At 62.6% G+C, this 15720-nt stretch carries 14 protein-coding genes and 1 riboswitch; of the genes, 6 read left to right on the top strand and 8 right to left on the bottom strand.

The features are described from left to right. Window positions 1-154 precede the first annotated feature (154 nt). Window positions 155-679, bottom strand: coding sequence for a GcrA family cell cycle regulator (locus NKI24_RS17670; RefSeq protein ID WP_023677348.1), 525 nt, complete (start codon window positions 677-679; stop codon window positions 155-157). A gap of 355 nt (window positions 680-1034) precedes the next feature. Here NKI24_RS17670 and NKI24_RS17675 point away from each other — a divergent pair, with 355 nt between their 5' ends. The 3 genes from NKI24_RS17675 (at window position 1035) to NKI24_RS17685 (ending at window position 4333) form a co-directional block, all read left to right on the top strand. Continuing rightward, entirely contained in the window at window positions 1035-2234 is a 1200-nt protein-coding gene (locus NKI24_RS17675; protein ID WP_352457728.1) for an aspartate aminotransferase family protein, read from the top strand. A 14-nt stretch (window positions 2235-2248) separates the two neighbouring features. After that, window positions 2249-3160: an ornithine carbamoyltransferase gene (argF, locus tag NKI24_RS17680; RefSeq protein WP_352747004.1), complete on the top strand. Its 912-nt coding sequence runs from the start codon at window positions 2249-2251 to the stop codon at window positions 3158-3160. A gap of 162 nt (window positions 3161-3322) precedes the next feature. Continuing rightward, complete coding sequence (locus NKI24_RS17685) at window positions 3323-4333, top strand: Hsp33 family molecular chaperone (RefSeq protein ID WP_023677351.1); 1011 nt, start codon at window positions 3323-3325, stop codon at window positions 4331-4333. Window positions 4334-4339: 6 nt separating this feature from the next. Here the strand turns inward: NKI24_RS17685 and apaG are convergent, their stop codons facing one another. Beyond that, window positions 4340-4732: a Co2+/Mg2+ efflux facilitator ApaG/CorD gene (gene apaG, locus NKI24_RS17690; RefSeq protein WP_352744534.1), complete on the bottom strand. Its 393-nt coding sequence runs from the start codon at window positions 4730-4732 to the stop codon at window positions 4340-4342. 227 nt (window positions 4733-4959) lie between these two features. On the opposite strand from apaG, the gene NKI24_RS17695 reads away from it, so the two are divergent. After that, complete coding sequence (locus tag NKI24_RS17695; RefSeq protein WP_352747007.1) at window positions 4960-6114, top strand: glycosyltransferase; 1155 nt, start codon at window positions 4960-4962, stop codon at window positions 6112-6114. A 36-nt stretch (window positions 6115-6150) separates the two neighbouring features. Here NKI24_RS17695 and NKI24_RS17700 read toward each other — a convergent pair whose 3' ends face one another. Continuing rightward, complete coding sequence (locus tag NKI24_RS17700) at window positions 6151-7341, bottom strand: O-succinylhomoserine sulfhydrylase (protein ID WP_352747010.1); 1191 nt, start codon at window positions 7339-7341, stop codon at window positions 6151-6153. 70 nt (window positions 7342-7411) lie between these two features. Then, window positions 7412-7489: riboswitch (SAM riboswitch) on the bottom strand. 135 nt (window positions 7490-7624) lie between these two features. Between NKI24_RS17700 and NKI24_RS17705 the strand changes: the two genes are divergently transcribed. Then, window positions 7625-8719: a 2'-deoxycytidine 5'-triphosphate deaminase gene (locus NKI24_RS17705; RefSeq protein ID WP_352457732.1), complete on the top strand. Its 1095-nt coding sequence runs from the start codon at window positions 7625-7627 to the stop codon at window positions 8717-8719. Between the two features lie 17 nt (window positions 8720-8736). Here NKI24_RS17705 and NKI24_RS17710 read toward each other — a convergent pair whose 3' ends face one another. The 5 genes from NKI24_RS17710 to chvE all read right to left on the bottom strand — a co-directional run bounded on the left by NKI24_RS17710 (window position 8737) and on the right by chvE (window position 14384). Then, entirely contained in the window at window positions 8737-9189 is a 453-nt protein-coding gene (locus tag NKI24_RS17710) for a hypothetical protein (protein WP_352747013.1), read from the bottom strand. Between the two features lie 27 nt (window positions 9190-9216). Further along, window positions 9217-10209, bottom strand: coding sequence for an AraD1 family protein (gene araD1, locus NKI24_RS17715; protein WP_352747015.1), 993 nt, complete (start codon window positions 10207-10209; stop codon window positions 9217-9219). Window positions 10210-10398: 189 nt separating this feature from the next. Further along, the gene (gene mmsB / locus NKI24_RS17720; protein WP_292659525.1) at window positions 10399-11691 is read right to left on the bottom strand and encodes a multiple monosaccharide ABC transporter permease; all 1293 of its coding nucleotides are present in this window, start codon (window positions 11689-11691) and stop codon (window positions 10399-10401) included. After that, the gene (mmsA, locus tag NKI24_RS17725) at window positions 11688-13220 is read right to left on the bottom strand and encodes a multiple monosaccharide ABC transporter ATP-binding protein (RefSeq protein WP_352747017.1); all 1533 of its coding nucleotides are present in this window, start codon (window positions 13218-13220) and stop codon (window positions 11688-11690) included. The genes mmsB and mmsA overlap by 4 nt, the downstream gene beginning before the upstream one ends. 99 nt (window positions 13221-13319) lie before the next feature. Next, window positions 13320-14384 (bottom strand): multiple monosaccharide ABC transporter substrate-binding protein, encoded by a 1065-nt coding sequence (gene chvE / locus NKI24_RS17730; RefSeq protein WP_254816339.1) that lies wholly within the window; start codon window positions 14382-14384, stop codon window positions 13320-13322. Window positions 14385-14700: 316 nt separating this feature from the next. Here chvE and NKI24_RS17735 point away from each other — a divergent pair, with 316 nt between their 5' ends. Further along, window positions 14701-15690 carry a LysR family transcriptional regulator gene (locus NKI24_RS17735; protein ID WP_352747020.1) on the top strand — a complete coding sequence of 330 codons (990 nt, stop codon included), beginning with the start codon at window positions 14701-14703 and terminating at the stop codon, window positions 15688-15690. Window positions 15691-15720: the final 30 nt, after the last annotated feature.

A 15720-nucleotide genomic window follows, 5' to 3' on the forward strand; every position in this document is an offset into this window, starting at 1 on the left:
GTAGGGCAGTAGGGCAGTAGGGCAGTAGGGCAGTAGGGCAGTAGGGCAGTAGGGCAGTAGGGCAGTAGGGCAGTAGGGCAGTAGGCTATCGCTTCGGGAGCGTGCTTCTCTACAATTCACCTACTGCCGTAGCCTTGCTCCCCTATTCCCCTAACTATCTGCTCCGCCGCCGCTCCGATGCCGGCTGGAACGCCACGCGGGCGTGGTACTTGCAGTAGGGGCCGGTTTCGGCGGCGTCGTTGCCGCAGAAATGGAAGTCTTCCGAAAGCGGATCGCCGTTCGGCCATTTGCAAGTGCGCTCGTTTAGTTCGACAAGTTGCAGATGCCGCGAGATCGGCACGACGACGTTCTCGACCGGGCGGATATAGTGGCGCGCCACCGGTTCGGCATCGAACTGCGCCTTGAGCGCGGTCGCACCGATCGACATCGAGGTGGTGGCATGGCGCGTGGCGCTTGCTGCCCGGGACACCGATTTCTGGATCGTCGATCCCTGCACCGTCTTCTTCTGGCGTGCCGGTGAGGCGGTCGTGCGTCCGCGACCGGACAGTTTCAGCCGGTGCACTTTGCCGATGACCGCATTGCGGCTGACCCCGCCAAGCTGTGCGGCGATCTGGCTGGCGCTGAGGCCCTCCGACCACAATTTTCTGAGAAGTTCGACTCGCTCGTCAGTCCAGTTCATGAGACCGCGCTCCTGCTGAAACGTGCGGCAATCGGAATCCATTCCCGACCCGGCTTCTGCCGGGCAGACACCACATATATCGGGTGATTAGGTCCGCCGCACGAAATCTAGTTATTTCTCTACTACAATTACCTTATGCGCTGACTCGGTGACAAGAGTCCCAAGGCCAACACGAATCGGTTTTTTCGGTTTTCCCCAACTTGCCCGGTCGCTTATGAGCCGGCGTTATGCTGGGGGACTTGCCGCGCGACCTTGCGCGACCTTTTCGTTGACTTCACGGCCGAAAAACACGATAAGCCACAAGGGCCGCCGCTTTGGCGGCTTTTTGATTTTTCCGGTTCCGGAGACGCATATAATGAGCGGTTCGGCGCTTTTCGAGACCTTTGTTCGCGCACCCCTGGCTTTCGACCACGGTGAAGGCACTTGGCTGGTCACCGACAAGGGCGAGCGATATCTCGATTTCGCCGGCGGCATCGCCGTGAATTCGTTGGGCTACAGCCATCCGCATCTGGTCGCGGCCCTCACCGAGCAGGCCGCCAAGCTCTGGCACGTCTCCAATCTGTACGAGATTCCGGGACAGAGCCGGCTCGGCGAGCGGCTGGCCGACGCAAGCTTCGCCGACAAGGTGTTCTTCACCAATTCCGGCGCAGAGGCGCTCGAATGCGCCATCAAGACGGCGCGGCGCTACCACTTCGTCAAGGGCCATCCCGAGCGTTACCGCACAATCACCTTCGAAGGCGCCTTCCACGGCCGCACCCTGGCGACCATCGCCGCCGGCGGCCAGTACAAGTATCTGGAAGGTTTCGGCCCCAAGGTCGACGGCTTCGACCAGGTCGGTTTCGACGATATGGATGCCGCCGAGAAGGCGATCACGCCTGAAACCGCAGCGATCCTGATCGAGCCGGTGCAAGGCGAGGGCGGCATCAGGCAAGTGCCGACGCAATCGCTGAAGCGGCTCAGGCAGCTCTGCGATCAGCACGGACTGCTCCTGATTTTCGACGAGGTCCAATGCGGCGTCGGCCGCACCGGAAAGCTGTTCGCGCATGAGTGGGCGGGTGTCACACCCGACCTCATGGCGGTGGCCAAAGGCATCGGCGGCGGCTTCCCGATGGGTGCCTGCCTCGCCACCGACGAGGCAGCGGTCGGCATGACCGCCGGCGTGCACGGCACCACCTTCGGCGGCAATCCGCTGGCAATGGCGGTCGGCAACGCCGTGCTCGACGTGGTGCTGGAAGACGGCTTTCTCGAAGACGTCCGGCGCAAGGCACTGCTGTTGAAGCAGGGGCTCGCTGGCGTCGCCGACGAATTTCCGGATGTTATCGAAAGCATCAGGGGTAACGGCCTGATGCTCGGGCTTAAATGCGCGATGCCCAACACCAAGGTCACGGTGGCACTGCGTGACCAGCATCTCTTGACGGTTCCGGCAGGCGACAACGTTATCCGCCTGCTACCGCCTCTTACCGTCACCGACGCCGAGATCCACGAAGCGCTCGAGCGCATTCGTGCCGGCGCCAAGAGCCTGGCGGATGCCATCGTCGCTGCCGCTGCGAAGTAATCCTGGAATTTCTGATGTCCCTTCGCCATTTCACCGATCTTTCCGCCGTTTCCGAAGGCGATCTGCGCTTCATGCTCGACGACGCAGCGGTGCGAAAGGCAAGGCTCAAGGCCGGCGAACACAGCAAGCCGCTCGAAGGCAAGGTGCTGGCGATGATCTTCGACAAGCCGTCGACGCGCACGCGCGTGTCGTTCGACGTCGGTATGCGGCAGTTGGGTGGCGAGACGATCATGCTGACCGGCACCGAGATGCAGCTTGGCCGTTCGGAGACCATTGCCGACACGGCCAAGGTGCTGTCGCGCTATGTCGATGCCATCATGATCCGCACCACCTCGCATGACCGGCTGCTGGAACTGACGGAAAACGCTACGGTCCCCGTCATCAACGGGCTGACCGACGAGACCCATCCCTGCCAGCTGATGGCCGACATCATGACCTTCGAAGAGCACCGCGGTCCGGTGGCCGGTAAAACGATCGCCTGGACCGGCGACGGCAACAACGTGCTGCATTCGCTGCTGGAGGCATCCGCGCGGTTCCATTTCAAGCTGAACGTCGCCGTGCCCGAGGGCAGCGAACCGGCCCAGAAGCATGTCGACTGGTCGAAAGCCAATGGCGGCAAGCTGAAATTCACCCGTTCGCCCGAGGAGGCCGTTCAGGAGGCCGACTGCGTCGTCACCGACTGCTGGGTGTCGATGGGCCAGGAGCACCGTGCCCGCGGCCACAATGTCTTCCTGCCCTATCAGGTCAATGCGGCACTGATGGCGAAAGCCAAGCCGGACGCGCTGTTCATGCACTGTCTACCGGCGCATCGCGGTGAGGAGGTTACCGACGAGGTCATCGACGGACCGCATTCGGTGGTGTTCGATGAGGCCGAGAACCGGCTCCATGCCCAGAAGGCGGTCTTGGCCTGGTGCCTGGGCGCTTGATACGAGCCGCGGTGATCCGGGCCGGCCTGATCTGCGCCGCCTTGATCTGGGCCGCCTTGATCCGGGAGTTGGTGGTGCCTATCTCAGGCGCATCACGCAAATCGAGCGCGTCTCGTCGCATGCGCCCCGGAGGGCGGTATCGCCGCGCCCCGGAGCTTTGTCATGTTGGAAACTCATCAATTGGCTGAACATAAACCCAAGCTCGGCGAATTCGGCTACGCCGGCGACGACCATGTCGTGCCGTTCGAGGTCGGCCCGCTCGACGTGCGCGGTCGCACCGTCCAGCTCGGGCCGATGCTCGATGCTATTCTCAGCCGCCACGACTATCCCGAGCCGGTCGCCCGGCTCCTGGCTGAAGCCTGTGTGTTGACGGTATTGCTCGGAACTTCGCTGAAGTTCGAGGGCAAGTTCATTCTGCAGACCCGCACCGACGGGCCGGTCGACATGCTGGTCGCGGATTTCTCCACGCCGCACGCGCTGCGCGCTTATGCCCGCTTCGATGCCGACCGGCTGCAGGCTTTGACTTCTGCGGGCGAGACGTCACCGCAGACGCTGCTCGGCAGCGGCGTCCTGGCGCTGACCATCGACCAGGGCGCTCACACACAACGCTACCAGGGCATCGTCCAGCTCGACGGCGTCACACTGGAAGATGCCGCACGCACTTATTTCCGCCAGTCGGAGCAGATTCCGACCGACCTCCGGCTTTCGGTTGCCAAGCTTCTGACGCCCGGCGTCGGCGGTGCCCGCGAGCAATGGCGGGCCGGTGGCCTGCTGGCACAATTCCTGCCGCAGTCGGCGGAGCGCATGCGCGTACCCGACCTTCCCGGTGGCGACGGCGATCCGCGTGAGGAAATCCACGACCCGACCGACAATTCCTGGCAGGAGCTGCTGGCGCTGGTTGGTACTATTGAACCGACCGAGCTGATCGATCCGACGATCGGCGCCGAACGGCTGCTTTACCGGCTTTTCCACGAGCATGGCGTCCGCGTGTTCGGCGGGGTGCCGGTCGCCGACCAGTGCTCATGCTCGAGGGAGAAGATCCACGGCATCCTCGAAGGCTTTTCTGCCGAGGAGATCAGGGACAGCACCGAGGATGGCAGCATTCACGTCGCCTGCGAATTCTGCTCGAAGCAATATGACTTCGACCCGGCGGAGTTTGCAGCGGCCGGATGACGGCCGTCAATTGACGGTGCGCCGCATTCCCGGCAAGTCGAGCGAGAAGGCGGGGATGGCGACGTCGAACGTCTCGCCCCGCTTGTTGCGCATGGTGTAGTGCCCGACCATGATGCCGGACGGCGTCGAGAGCGGGCATCCAGACGTATACTGATAGCTGTCGCCGGGGTTGAGTCCGGGTTGCTCGCCGACGACCCCGGGGCCGCGCACTTCCTCGACCTTGCCGGTGCCGTCGGTAATGTGCCAGTAGCGCGACAGAAGCTGCACGAACTCATCCGACTGATTGTCGATGATCACCTGATATCCCCAGACATAGCGGTTTTGCGGCGGGTCGGAGTGATCCTCCAGATAGAACGGCCTGACCTGCACTTCGATGTTGCGGGTGACGGCGCTGTACATAAACTGCTCCAAAGCAATGTAGATGGAACTTTCGACGCTCAGCGCAGTTTGATCAACGATGCGCGTCATCTCCTTGCCCGACTCGAGCGCAGGTGCCGAAAAACAATGTCATTTAAGTGACACATGACAATGATGGTGTGCAGGCTTGTGCCGGGCGACTCAGCGTTCTGTCGAATTGTTGAAAACGGCCGTCATGCGGCCGGCACTTCTGGAGTGACCAGATCTCGATGGAACCGACATTCGCAGCCGCCCTCCTTTCCATAGCCATCCTTCTTTCAAATCTCGCCAGCATCCTGTTAGCTTCGCTGAAGCTGAAGCGACCAGCCAGGATCGCACCGCCCGCGGCCAACGCGCCGCCGGTATCGATCGTCATCCCGGCGCGCGGCGTCGAGGCATTTGCCGAAGAGACGCTGGAGCGCGCCTTCTCACTCGACTGGCCGCGCTACGAACTCATCTTCTGCGTTGCCCATGCCGACGACCCGGTGGTCAAGCCGATCACCGCCGCAATGGCGCGCTTTCCAGCTATTCGCGCCCGTCTTCTAGTCGGTGACGACCGCATCAGCGGCAATCCAAAACTCAACAATTGCGTGAAGGGTTGGGAGGCGGCGCATTATAGCTGGGTCATCCTTGCCGATTCCAACGTGCTTATGCCGAGCGACTACGTCCAGCACCTGATGGCGGCGTGGCGGCACGACACCGGCCTCGTCTGCTCGACGCCGATCGGCTCGCGACCGGACGGCTTCTGGGGGGAGGTCGAATGCGCCTTTCTCAACACGCTGCAGGCACGCTGGCAGTACGCCGGAGAGGCGCTCGGCCTCGGCTTCGCGCAGGGCAAGAGCATGTTGTGGAATAAGCCGATGCTCGACGCCAATGGCGGCATCTGCGCGCTTGCTGCCGAGATCGCCGAAGACGCCGCCGCGACCAAGCTGGTCAACGGGCTCGGACTGCGGGTCAATCTTGTCGCCTCGCCCTTCGAACAGCCGCTCGGCCGGCGCACGTTTGGCGAGATCTGGTCGCGGCAGGCGCGCTGGGCGCGGCTGCGCCGCGTCACCTTCGCGCTGTTCTTCGCCCCCGAGATCCTGATCGGCGCAGCGCCGCCGCTGGTGCTTGCTCTGATCGCGGCGGCTGACGCCGGCGTCAGCCTGCCGGCAACCGCCATCGCCGTGCTGGTCGCGGCCTACCTGCCGGAATGCGCCTTGGCCTCGGCCAAGGGATGGCACCTGTCGCTGCGCACCATCCTGGCGATGATGGCGCGAGACCTGATGCTTCCCGCCATTTGGGCGCGCGGATGGCTGAGCGGCGCCGTCGACTGGCGCGGCAATGTGATGACTATCCAGACCAAGGCCGTCGCGGAGCTGGAAGAGACGCCGTCCGGCGCCTGATCGGCGCGTCCCCGCTCGCCTCTGTTCGGCCAGCCCTTATCCGGCAACTCTCAGTGCCTGCTCGATGTCTTCGAGCAGGTCGTCGGCGTCCTCAAGGCCAACTGACAGCCTGAGCGTTCCCGGTCCGATGCCGAGCTCGGCGCGGGCCTCATCGGTCAAGTTCTTGTGCGTCGTCGTCGCCGGATGGGTGATCAGGCTCTTGGCGTCGCCGAGATTGTTGGAAATCAGCACGACGTCGAGTGCGTTCTGGAAGGCAAAGGCCGCCTGCTTGCCGCCCTTCACATCGAGGCAAATCAGCGTCGAGCCGCCCGACATCTGCTTCTGGACCACGGCCGCTTGCGGGTGGTCGGCGCGGCCGGGATAGATGACGCGGGCGATTTGCGGGCGCTCGGCCAGGAAATCCGCGATGCGGCCGGCACTTTCCGTCTGCTGGCGTACGCGTAGCGGCAGCGTCTCCAGGCCTTTCAGCAGCGTCCAGGCATTGAAGGGCGAGAGGCTTGGGCCGGTGTGGCGGAAATAGTCATGCAGGTTCTCGTCGATCCATTTCTTGTCCGACAGAACGATGCCGCCAAGACAGCGCCCCTGGCCGTCAATATGCTTCGTGGCCGAATAGACGACGATGTGGGCGCCGAGCTGCAGCGGTTTCTGCTGCAAGGGCGTAGCGAAGACATTGTCGACGATCAGCCTGGCGCCGATCGAATTGGCAAGTCCCGCGACGGCGGCAATGTCGACTACCTCCAGCGTTGGATTGGTAGGGCTTTCCAGGAAAAACAGTTTGGTGTTGGGCTTGACCGCCTTTTCCCAATTGGCGATGTCGGTGCCGTCGATCAGCGTTGCCTCAATGCCGTATTTCGGCGCCAGCGTCTCGACCACCCAGCGGCAGGAGCCGAACAGCGCGCGCGCCGCGACGATATGGTCGCCCGCCTTGGCGCTGCACAGCAGTGCTGCCGTCACCGCCGCCATGCCGGATGCCGTGGCGCGCGCGTCCTCGGCTCCTTCCAGCGCGCACATGCGTTTCTCAAACATGTCGACCGTCGGATTGGCATAGCGCGAATAGATGAAGCCCGGCTCCTCGCCCTTGAAGCGGGCCTCCGCCGCTTGCGCCGTCTCGTAAACATAGCCTTGGGTGAGATACATCGCCTCGGAGGTCTCGCCGAAGCCGGAACGCAGCGTCCCGGCATGCACGAGTGCGGTCTGAGGCTTCCAGTCGCGCTTCTTGGTCATCATTCCATCCAAACACCAAAATTGGTCCAAACAACAAAAAACCGGTCGCGAAAGTCGCAACCGGTCCATATGGCCTTGCGGCCCGACGGTCCTTTAGCGACTTGTTTAACGTGGCTGCAAGCCGACCGGCCAAATCACCACGGGATAACGAGCTTTAGACCCGCGCCACGCTTGCGTCAATTGCCGGCATGATTAAGAGGGTTGTACCAAGCAGGTGCCAAAGGCGTCCACGGTCGGACCTGCGACAGAACAAGACCTCGCCCGGCGTTCGAACGGAGCCAGACCCTTGCGGCAGACAGGCATTCTTCCCGATCAGGATATTTCCGCGCTGTTCCAGACGGGTGCGCTGAAATCGCCGCGCACGCTCGATGCCGATCAGATCCAGCCGGCCAGCCTTGACCTCAGGCTCGGCGACAAGGCCTGGCGGGTGCGCGCTTCCTTCTTGCCCGGCCCGGACCACAGGGTTGTCGACAAGCTCGACCGGCTGAAGCTGCACGAGATCAACCTCGCCGAAGGTGCCGTGCTGGAAACCGGCTGCGTCTACATCGTGCCGCTGCTCGAAAGCCTGGCGCTGCCCGCCCATATTTCCGCCTCCGCCAACCCGAAAAGCTCGACCGGACGGCTCGATATCTTCACCCGGGTAATGACCGACCGTGGCCACGAGTTCGACAAGATCGCCGCCGGCTATGAAGGCCCGCTCTATCTGGAGGTCAGCCCGCGCACTTTCCCGATCGTCGTGCGCACCGGCTCGCGGCTGTCGCAGATCAGGTTCCGCACCGGCAATGCGCTCTTGTCGGAAAGCGAGCTGCACGACCTGCACCGCGCCGAGATGCTGGTCGCCACCGAACCACCCAATATCTCAGGCGGCGGCATCGCGCTGTCGATCGACCTCGACGGCGACAAGGATGGGCTTGTCGGCTATCGCGGCAAGCACCACACCGGCCTGGTCGACGTCGACAAGCGCGCCGCGCAGGATGTCGTCGATTTCTGGGAGCCGCTCTACAAGAGCGGTGCCGGCGAGCTGGTGCTCGATCCGGATGAATTCTATATTCTGGTGTCGCGCGAGGCGGTGCATGTGCCGCCGCTCTACGCGGCCGAAATGACGCCCTTCGATCCGCTGGTCGGCGAGTTCCGCGTCCATTATGCCGGTTTCTTCGACCCGGGTTTCGGCCATTCGGCGTCGGGCGGCACCGGCAGCCGGGCGGTGCTCGAGGTGCGTAGCCACGAAGTGCCGTTCATCCTCGACCACGGCCAGATCGTCGGACGGTTGGTCTACGAGCACATGCTGAAACGGCCGCGGGCGCTCTACGGCACAGATCTAGGCTCGAACTATCAGGCGCAGGGCCTGAAACTGTCCAAGCATTTCCGCGCCGCCCGCTGAGCTTGTTCGCAATTCCGTCAGCCGCGAAACAGATATTCTTTCGCGGCGCCAAGGCAGCCATGAAACTGACCGACAAAGAGCAGTTCTCGCACTGCCAATCGCTTCTTCCCCCAAAATCCTCTGGTTTGCTTCTCGTCGTCAAGTGAGGCGCTTGAGCTGGACTGCAAGGGGAACAACTGCTTGTCGATACATCCCAGCACATGGGCTCTGGCGGAGTCGACACCGCAGGCTCTGCCATTGTCGTTCAGTCTGTCAGCGCGGAGTGCGGACGTCATGCGATCCGCGTTGCGCATCAGAAAGCTCACTTGCGATTTCGAATAGCCGGTGGCCAGAAGCCGGTTAGTCATCGACATCCGGGCCTCGCGATAGGATTTTGCGCTGCATTGTCCGGCGCTGTAAGCCGCTGGGGAGAAATAGGCGAGGAACAGGACTAAACTTACGAACACAGTGCCAATCCGCAGGCCGTTCATTTCTCGCCCCTGAATTATGTCACCAGTTTACAACGCCTTCACCGCCACCTTCACCGGCTGCTCGATTTCAAGCGGGTTGCGCAGAGGCAGGCCGAAATCCTGCGCCTCGATTTCGAATACGTCGCCGGCCTCGGTCCTGATGCCGTCGGCGAAGGACAGCGTCGCCGTGCCGAACATGTGCACATGCACGTCGCCCGGCTGGCGGAAGGCCGAGTATTTGAAGTGGTGATGCTCGAGATTGCCAATGGTGTGCGACATGTTCGCCTCGCCCGACAGGAACGGCTTTTCCCAAAGCAGCTTGCCGTCGCGCAGGATGCGTGAAGCGCCGCGGATGTCGGGCGGCAGGTCGCCGATCAGGATCTCCGGCCCGAACGAGGCGTTGCGCAGCTTGGAATGGGCGAGGAAGAGGTAGTTCACGCGCTCGGTGACGTGGTCGGAAAACTCGTTCGACAGGGTGAAGCCGACACGGAACGGGGCGCCGTCGTCACCGATCACATAGATGCCGGCAATTTCCGGCTCCTCGCCGGCATCCTGAGCGAAGGCGGGCGACATAAGCGCCGCACCGGGCGCCACCGCCATGGTGCCGTTGCCCTTGTAGAACCATTCCGGCTGCACGCCGATCTGGCCTTTCGCCGGCTTGCCGCCCTCAAGCCCCATGCGGAACATCTTCATGGAATCGGTCAGCTGTTCCTCGCCGTCCGTGCTGAGCTTCTTGTGCATGGAATCGCGGGTCGCGGCGGAGCCGAGATGCGTCAGCCCGGTGCCGGTGAGATGGAGATGCGCCGGATCGGGATGGTTGATCGGCGACAGCAGCCGGCCCTTCTTGTAGGCTGCGTCGAGATCGACGGTTTCGCCGAAGCCTTTGCGCTCGATCAGGGCGACAAGCCCACTGCCGGTACGCGCGGCTTCCATCGCCAGCGAATAGACGCTGCGGGCGCCGTTGATGACGCGGGTCTTGCCGCCGTTGCGGGCAACGACGCGGATCGTCTCGGCGTCGTCGAGGATTTGTGAGATCAGCATGGTAACCCTCTCTGAATTGTGGGCTGGCCTGCCCTTTCTCGGCAAACCCTACCCTGCGCGGCCCGGACCCTGTCCGCGCCTCGGTTGAAATTCTCGTCCGGATTGCGCTCGCGGATCAGGTCCCTCGGGGGACTTCTTTGCGCCGCCCGGCAGCGCCGCGATGTGACCCGTATGCCTCCTGGTTGCCTCTCAAGCCTTGTTCTTGTTGTAGACGTCAAAGACGACGGCGCCGAGCAGCACCAGGCCTTTGACCACCTGCTGCCAATCAACATTGACGCCCATGATCGACATGCCGTTGTTCATGACGCCCATGATGAAGCCGCCGACCACCGCGCCGATCACCTGGCCGACGCCGCCCATCGCCGAAGCGCCACCGATGAACACCGCGGCGATGACGTCGAGCTCGCTGCCGAGGCCGGCCGCCGGCACAGCCTGCCCCAGGCGCGCCGCGATAATCAGGCCGCCGAGTGCCGACAGCACGCCCATATTGATGAACACCATCAACGTCAGCCGTTCGGTCTTGATGCCCGATAGCTGGGCTGCCTTGGCATTGCCGCCCATCGCATAGATGCGACGGCCGATCGTCATGCGTTTGGTAACGAAGACGAACAACGCGATCAGCACGCCCATCACCATGAGAACGATCGGGAGGCCCCTATAGGTGGCGAATTGGTAGACGAGAAACAGCGCCAGCGCGCTGATCACCAGCGTCTTGACGACGAACAGCGAGAAGGGCTCGGCTTCGTAGCCATGCTTCTCGCGGGTGCGCCGTGCCCTGAGCCCGAAATAGGCATAGGCGAGCACGGCGACGAGGCCGATCACGATCGTCGTCAGGTGCAGCGTCAGGCCGCTGCCGACAATGGTTTTGCCGGCGGCGTTCACGGTTGGCGGTATCAGCGTCAATGGGCCGATCAGGTCCGGAATGAAGCCGGAACTGAGCGCCTTGAAGCCGACGGGAAGCGGCCCTACGGAAGACCCGCCACCCAGCAGCGCCTGGCAGATGCCGCGGAAGATCAGCATGCCCGCCAGCGTGACGATAAAGCTCGGTATTCGGTGATAGGCAATCCAGTAGCCTTGTGCCGCGCCGATCGCACCACCGACGATCAGGCAGATGATCGACACCACCAGCGGATTGCTCAATGGGCCAAGCGGCCAGATGACCATCATCATCGCCGCCAGTGCGCCGATGAAGCCGGCGACGGAGCCGACGCTGAGATCGATGTGACCCGAAACGATCACCAGAAGCATGCCCAGCGCCATCACGATGATGAAGCTGTTCTGCTGCACGAGATTGCTGAGGTTCACCGGCTTGAACAGCGTTCCGGACGTGGTGAACTGGAAGAACACCATGATTGCGATCAACGCCAGCACCAACCCGTATTCGCGCAGGTTGGTGACCAGCGCCGAGACGGCAATGCGAGGTCCCTGTTGTAGATCCTGGGCAACGCCGGTCTGCGGCCCGGGAGCGCTTTCGGTGCTCATGATGCTTTTCCTTCTCCGCGGACGATGGCGCGCATTATCTTTTCCTGGCTGGCGTCGCTTGCCGCCATTTCGCCGACGATGCGTCCTTCGTTCATGACGTAGATGCGGTCGGTGATGCCGAGCAGTTCGGGCATTTCCGACGAGATGACGATGATTGCCTTACCCTCGGAGGCGAGACGCGCGATGATCGTATAGATTTCATACTTGGCGCCGACGTCGATACCGCGTGTCGGCTCGTCGAGGATCAGCACTTCCGGATTGGCGAACAGCCATTTCGACAGCACCACCTTCTGCTGATTGCCGCCAGAAAGGTTGCCGGTCATCTGGTAGACGCTCGAGGCGCGGATATTGGTCCTGCCGCGATAATCGTTGGCGACCGAAAGCTCGCGCAAATCGTCGATCACGCCGCGGCGCGACACGCCGGGCAGGTTGGCGAGTGTGATGTTGTGCTTGATGTGGTCGATCAGGTTGAGACCGTAGGTCTTGCGGTCCTCGGTAACGTAGGCGATGCCGTGTTCCACCGCCTTGCTCACCGAAGAGACGTCGATCGGCTTGCCGTTGAGGAACACCTCGCCGGTGATGCGACGGCCATAGGACCGGCCGAACAGGCTCATGGCAAACTCGGTCCGGCCGGCGCCCATGAGCCCGGCAATGCCGACCACTTCGCCTTTGCGGGCGTTGAGATTGATACCCTTGATGACCTGCCGCTCGGCATGGATGGGGTGGTAGACCGACCAGTTTTTCACTTCCAGAACGGTCTCGCCGATCTTCGGCTCGCGCGGCGGATAGCGGTCGTCGAGCGAACGGCCGACCATCGAGGTAATGATGCGGTCCTCCGAGATGTCCTTCTTGGCCAGCGTCTCGATGGTCCGTCCGTCACGGATGATGGTGACCTTGTCGGCGACCCGGTTCACCTCGTTGAGCTTGTGCGAGATCAGGATCGAAGTGATGCCTTGCCGCTTGAATTCGAGCAGCAGATCGAGCAGCGCCTGGCTGTCCTTTTCGGACAGGCTCGCGGTCGGCTCGTCGAGAATGAGCAACTTCACTTCCTTGCTGAGCGCCTTGGCGATCTCGACCAGCTGCTGCTTGCCGACGCCGATATTGGTGATCAGCGTGTTGGGGTCTTCCTTGAGGCCGACCTTCTTGAGCAGGGCGCTGGTGCGCGCCTCATTGGCATTCCAGTCGATGACGCCGTATCTGGCGTGCTCGTTGCCGAGAAAGATGTTTTCGGCGATCGACAGCATCGGCACCAGCGCAAGCTCCTGGTGGATGATGACGATGCCCTTGCGCTCGCTGTCATGGATGCCTTTGAAATGGCACTCATCGCCGCGATAGATGATCTGGCCGTCATAGGTGCCGGACGGATACACACCCGACAGCACCTTCATCAGCGTCGACTTGCCGGCGCCGTTCTCGCCGACCACGGCATGGATCTCGCCTTCCTCGACCATGAGCTTGACGTTCGACAGCGCCTTGACGCCGGGAAACGTCTTGGTGATGTCGCGCATCTCCAAAATCGTCGATGCCATTGAGAATACCACTCCTGCGAGGTCCGCAAACAATACCGGGCTGGCTCGCCAACGAAAAGGGGCCCTGCCTGCGCAGGACCCCAGGCTTTGTAACCGCGATTACTTCAGTTCTTCGGCCTTGATGTAGCCGGAGTCGACCACCAGGGCCTGGTAGTTCGACTTGTCGACGTCATGCGGCGTCAACAGGATCGAGGGAACGACCTTGACGTCGTTGTTGTAGGTCGTGGTGTCGAGGCCTTCCGGCTTGCCGCCCGAGAGCACCTTGTCGACGAGTTCGACCGTCGCCTTGGCGAGTTCGCGGGTGTCCTTGAACACGGTCGAATACTGTTCGCCGGCGATGATCGCCTTGACCGAAGCGGTCTCGGCGTCCTGTCCGGTGACGATCGGCCATGGCTGATCGGCGGTGCCGTAGCCTACGGCGCGTAGCGAAGCGATGATGCCGCGCGACAGGCCGTCATAGGGCGAGAGCACGCCATCGACGCGGCTGCCGTCCGAGTAGTTGGCGGAGAGCAGATTGTCCATGCGGGCCTGGGCGGTTGCCGCCAGCCAGCGCAGCGTGCCGACCTTGTCCATGCCCATCTGGCCGGACTTCACGACGAGGGTCTTGTCGTCGATCAGCGGCTGAAGAACCGACATGGCGCCGTTATAGAAGAAGAACGCATTGTTGTCGTCCGGCGAACCGCCGAACAGCTCGATGTTGAACGGGCCCTTCTTCTCGGGATAACCGAGACCCTTGAGCAGCGATTTGGCCTGGATGACGCCGACGCCGAAATTGTCGAAGGTGGTGTAGTAGTCGACATTTGGCGTCTTCTTGATCAGGCGGTCGTAAGCGACGACGACAACGCCGGCGTCATTCGCCTTCTGCAACGCATCGCCCATCGTGGTGCCGTCGATCGAAGCGATGATCAGCGCCTTCGGGCCCTTGGTGATTTCGTTTTCCAGTTGGCTGAGCTGGTTCGGAATGTCGTCCTGCGCGTACTGCAGGTCGACAGTGTAGCCCAGAGCCTCGAGCTGGGACTTGACGGCGTCGCCGTCGTTGATCCAGCGCTGCGAGGTCTTGGTGGGCATCAGCACGCCGATCAGGCCTTCGCCCGCCTGCGCCGGCAGCGTCATGGCCGCGATGCCTAGGGCCGCGACGGCGGCCAGTGTCTTGATAATCTTCACATTAACTCTCCCTGGTTGATGGACGCGTACCCTTGGGTTTCGTGGGCCGCGCAATCGTGCAGGAGCGCCAAACGCGCCGCTGCCGTCAATCGATCTCCGGTATCCTCCCAATCGGCCCCGAGACTCTGGTTCAATCGATACGAGTTTTCCCTCGTCACCGACCGTCAAGCCTCAGGACGCGCGAAGGGTGTGTCGCTTTGCCATAACTGTCAAATGCGATCTTTGATGGTTGCTATATCGAGACTGATATGGCTTAGGCTAGTGACGACGCTGCCGGATCCAGCCAGGGCGCCGGGCGTAAGAGTAGGGAAGAATCATGGCGGCGCTGCGAAATCCTGGCGGAATATCAGCCGGTTACGATGAGATCCCGGGTGATGGCGGAACCTTGCTGCGCAGCGGCTTGAGCCTGCGTCACATGCGCATGATCGCAGCCCTCGACGAGCACGGCCGAGTGAGCGCCGCGGCCCAGGTCATGAACATCTCGCAGCCGGCGGCCTCGCGCATGATCGCCGAGATGGAGGCCGTGCTCGACGTCAAGCTCTGCGAAAGGCTGCCGCGCGGCATCACGCTGACACCCTATGGCAAGGCGTTGGCACGGCGCGCGCGATCGATCCTGCTCGAGATGCGCGAGGTCGATCGCGAGATTTTCGAGCTCAAGGCGGGCAAAGGCGGCTCGGTGTTCCTGGGTGCGGTGACAGCACCGGCGATCGAGCTGGCGGTGCCGGCGATCCGCGAGATCCGGCGCCTTTATCCGCGCATCGAACTCACCATGCAGGTCGAGACATCGAACGTCCTGGCGCGCGAGCTGATCGCCTCCCGCCACGACTTCATCATCGCCCGCATCCCCGACGACCTCAATCCGCGGCTGTTCGAAGCGCGAGTCATCGGCGTCGAGAAGGCCTGCCTGATCGTGCGCCGCGGCCACCCGCTGACCAAGCGCAAGGCGGTGCGACTGGAAGACACCGCGGCCTATGATTGGGTTTTCCAGTCGGGCGGCTCGCCGCTGCGCCAGGCGATGGAGAGCAACTTCCTGAACCGAAACATCGCGCTGCCGGACCGCATCCTCAACACCAGTTCGCTGCTATTGACTCTGGTCATGGTCGCGCAATCCGACGCCATCGCGCCGGTGTCGATCCAGGTCGCGAAGTTCATCCAGAGCCCGGAAGGCCTGGCCGGCGCCATCGACGTCGTCCAGACCGAATTCGATATCGAGGTCAGGCCCTACAGCCTGATCACGGTGAAGAACCGCGCGCTGTCACCGGCAGCCAAGATGCTGCACGATTTTATTCTGCGAGAGGTGGGCTGAGGGTTGGAGCGGGCAGCGGGCGCATCCCGG

The organism is Mesorhizobium sp. M0701 (assembly GCF_040320365.1).
In the GTDB taxonomy this organism is placed as follows: Bacteria; Pseudomonadota; Alphaproteobacteria; order Rhizobiales; family Rhizobiaceae; genus Mesorhizobium.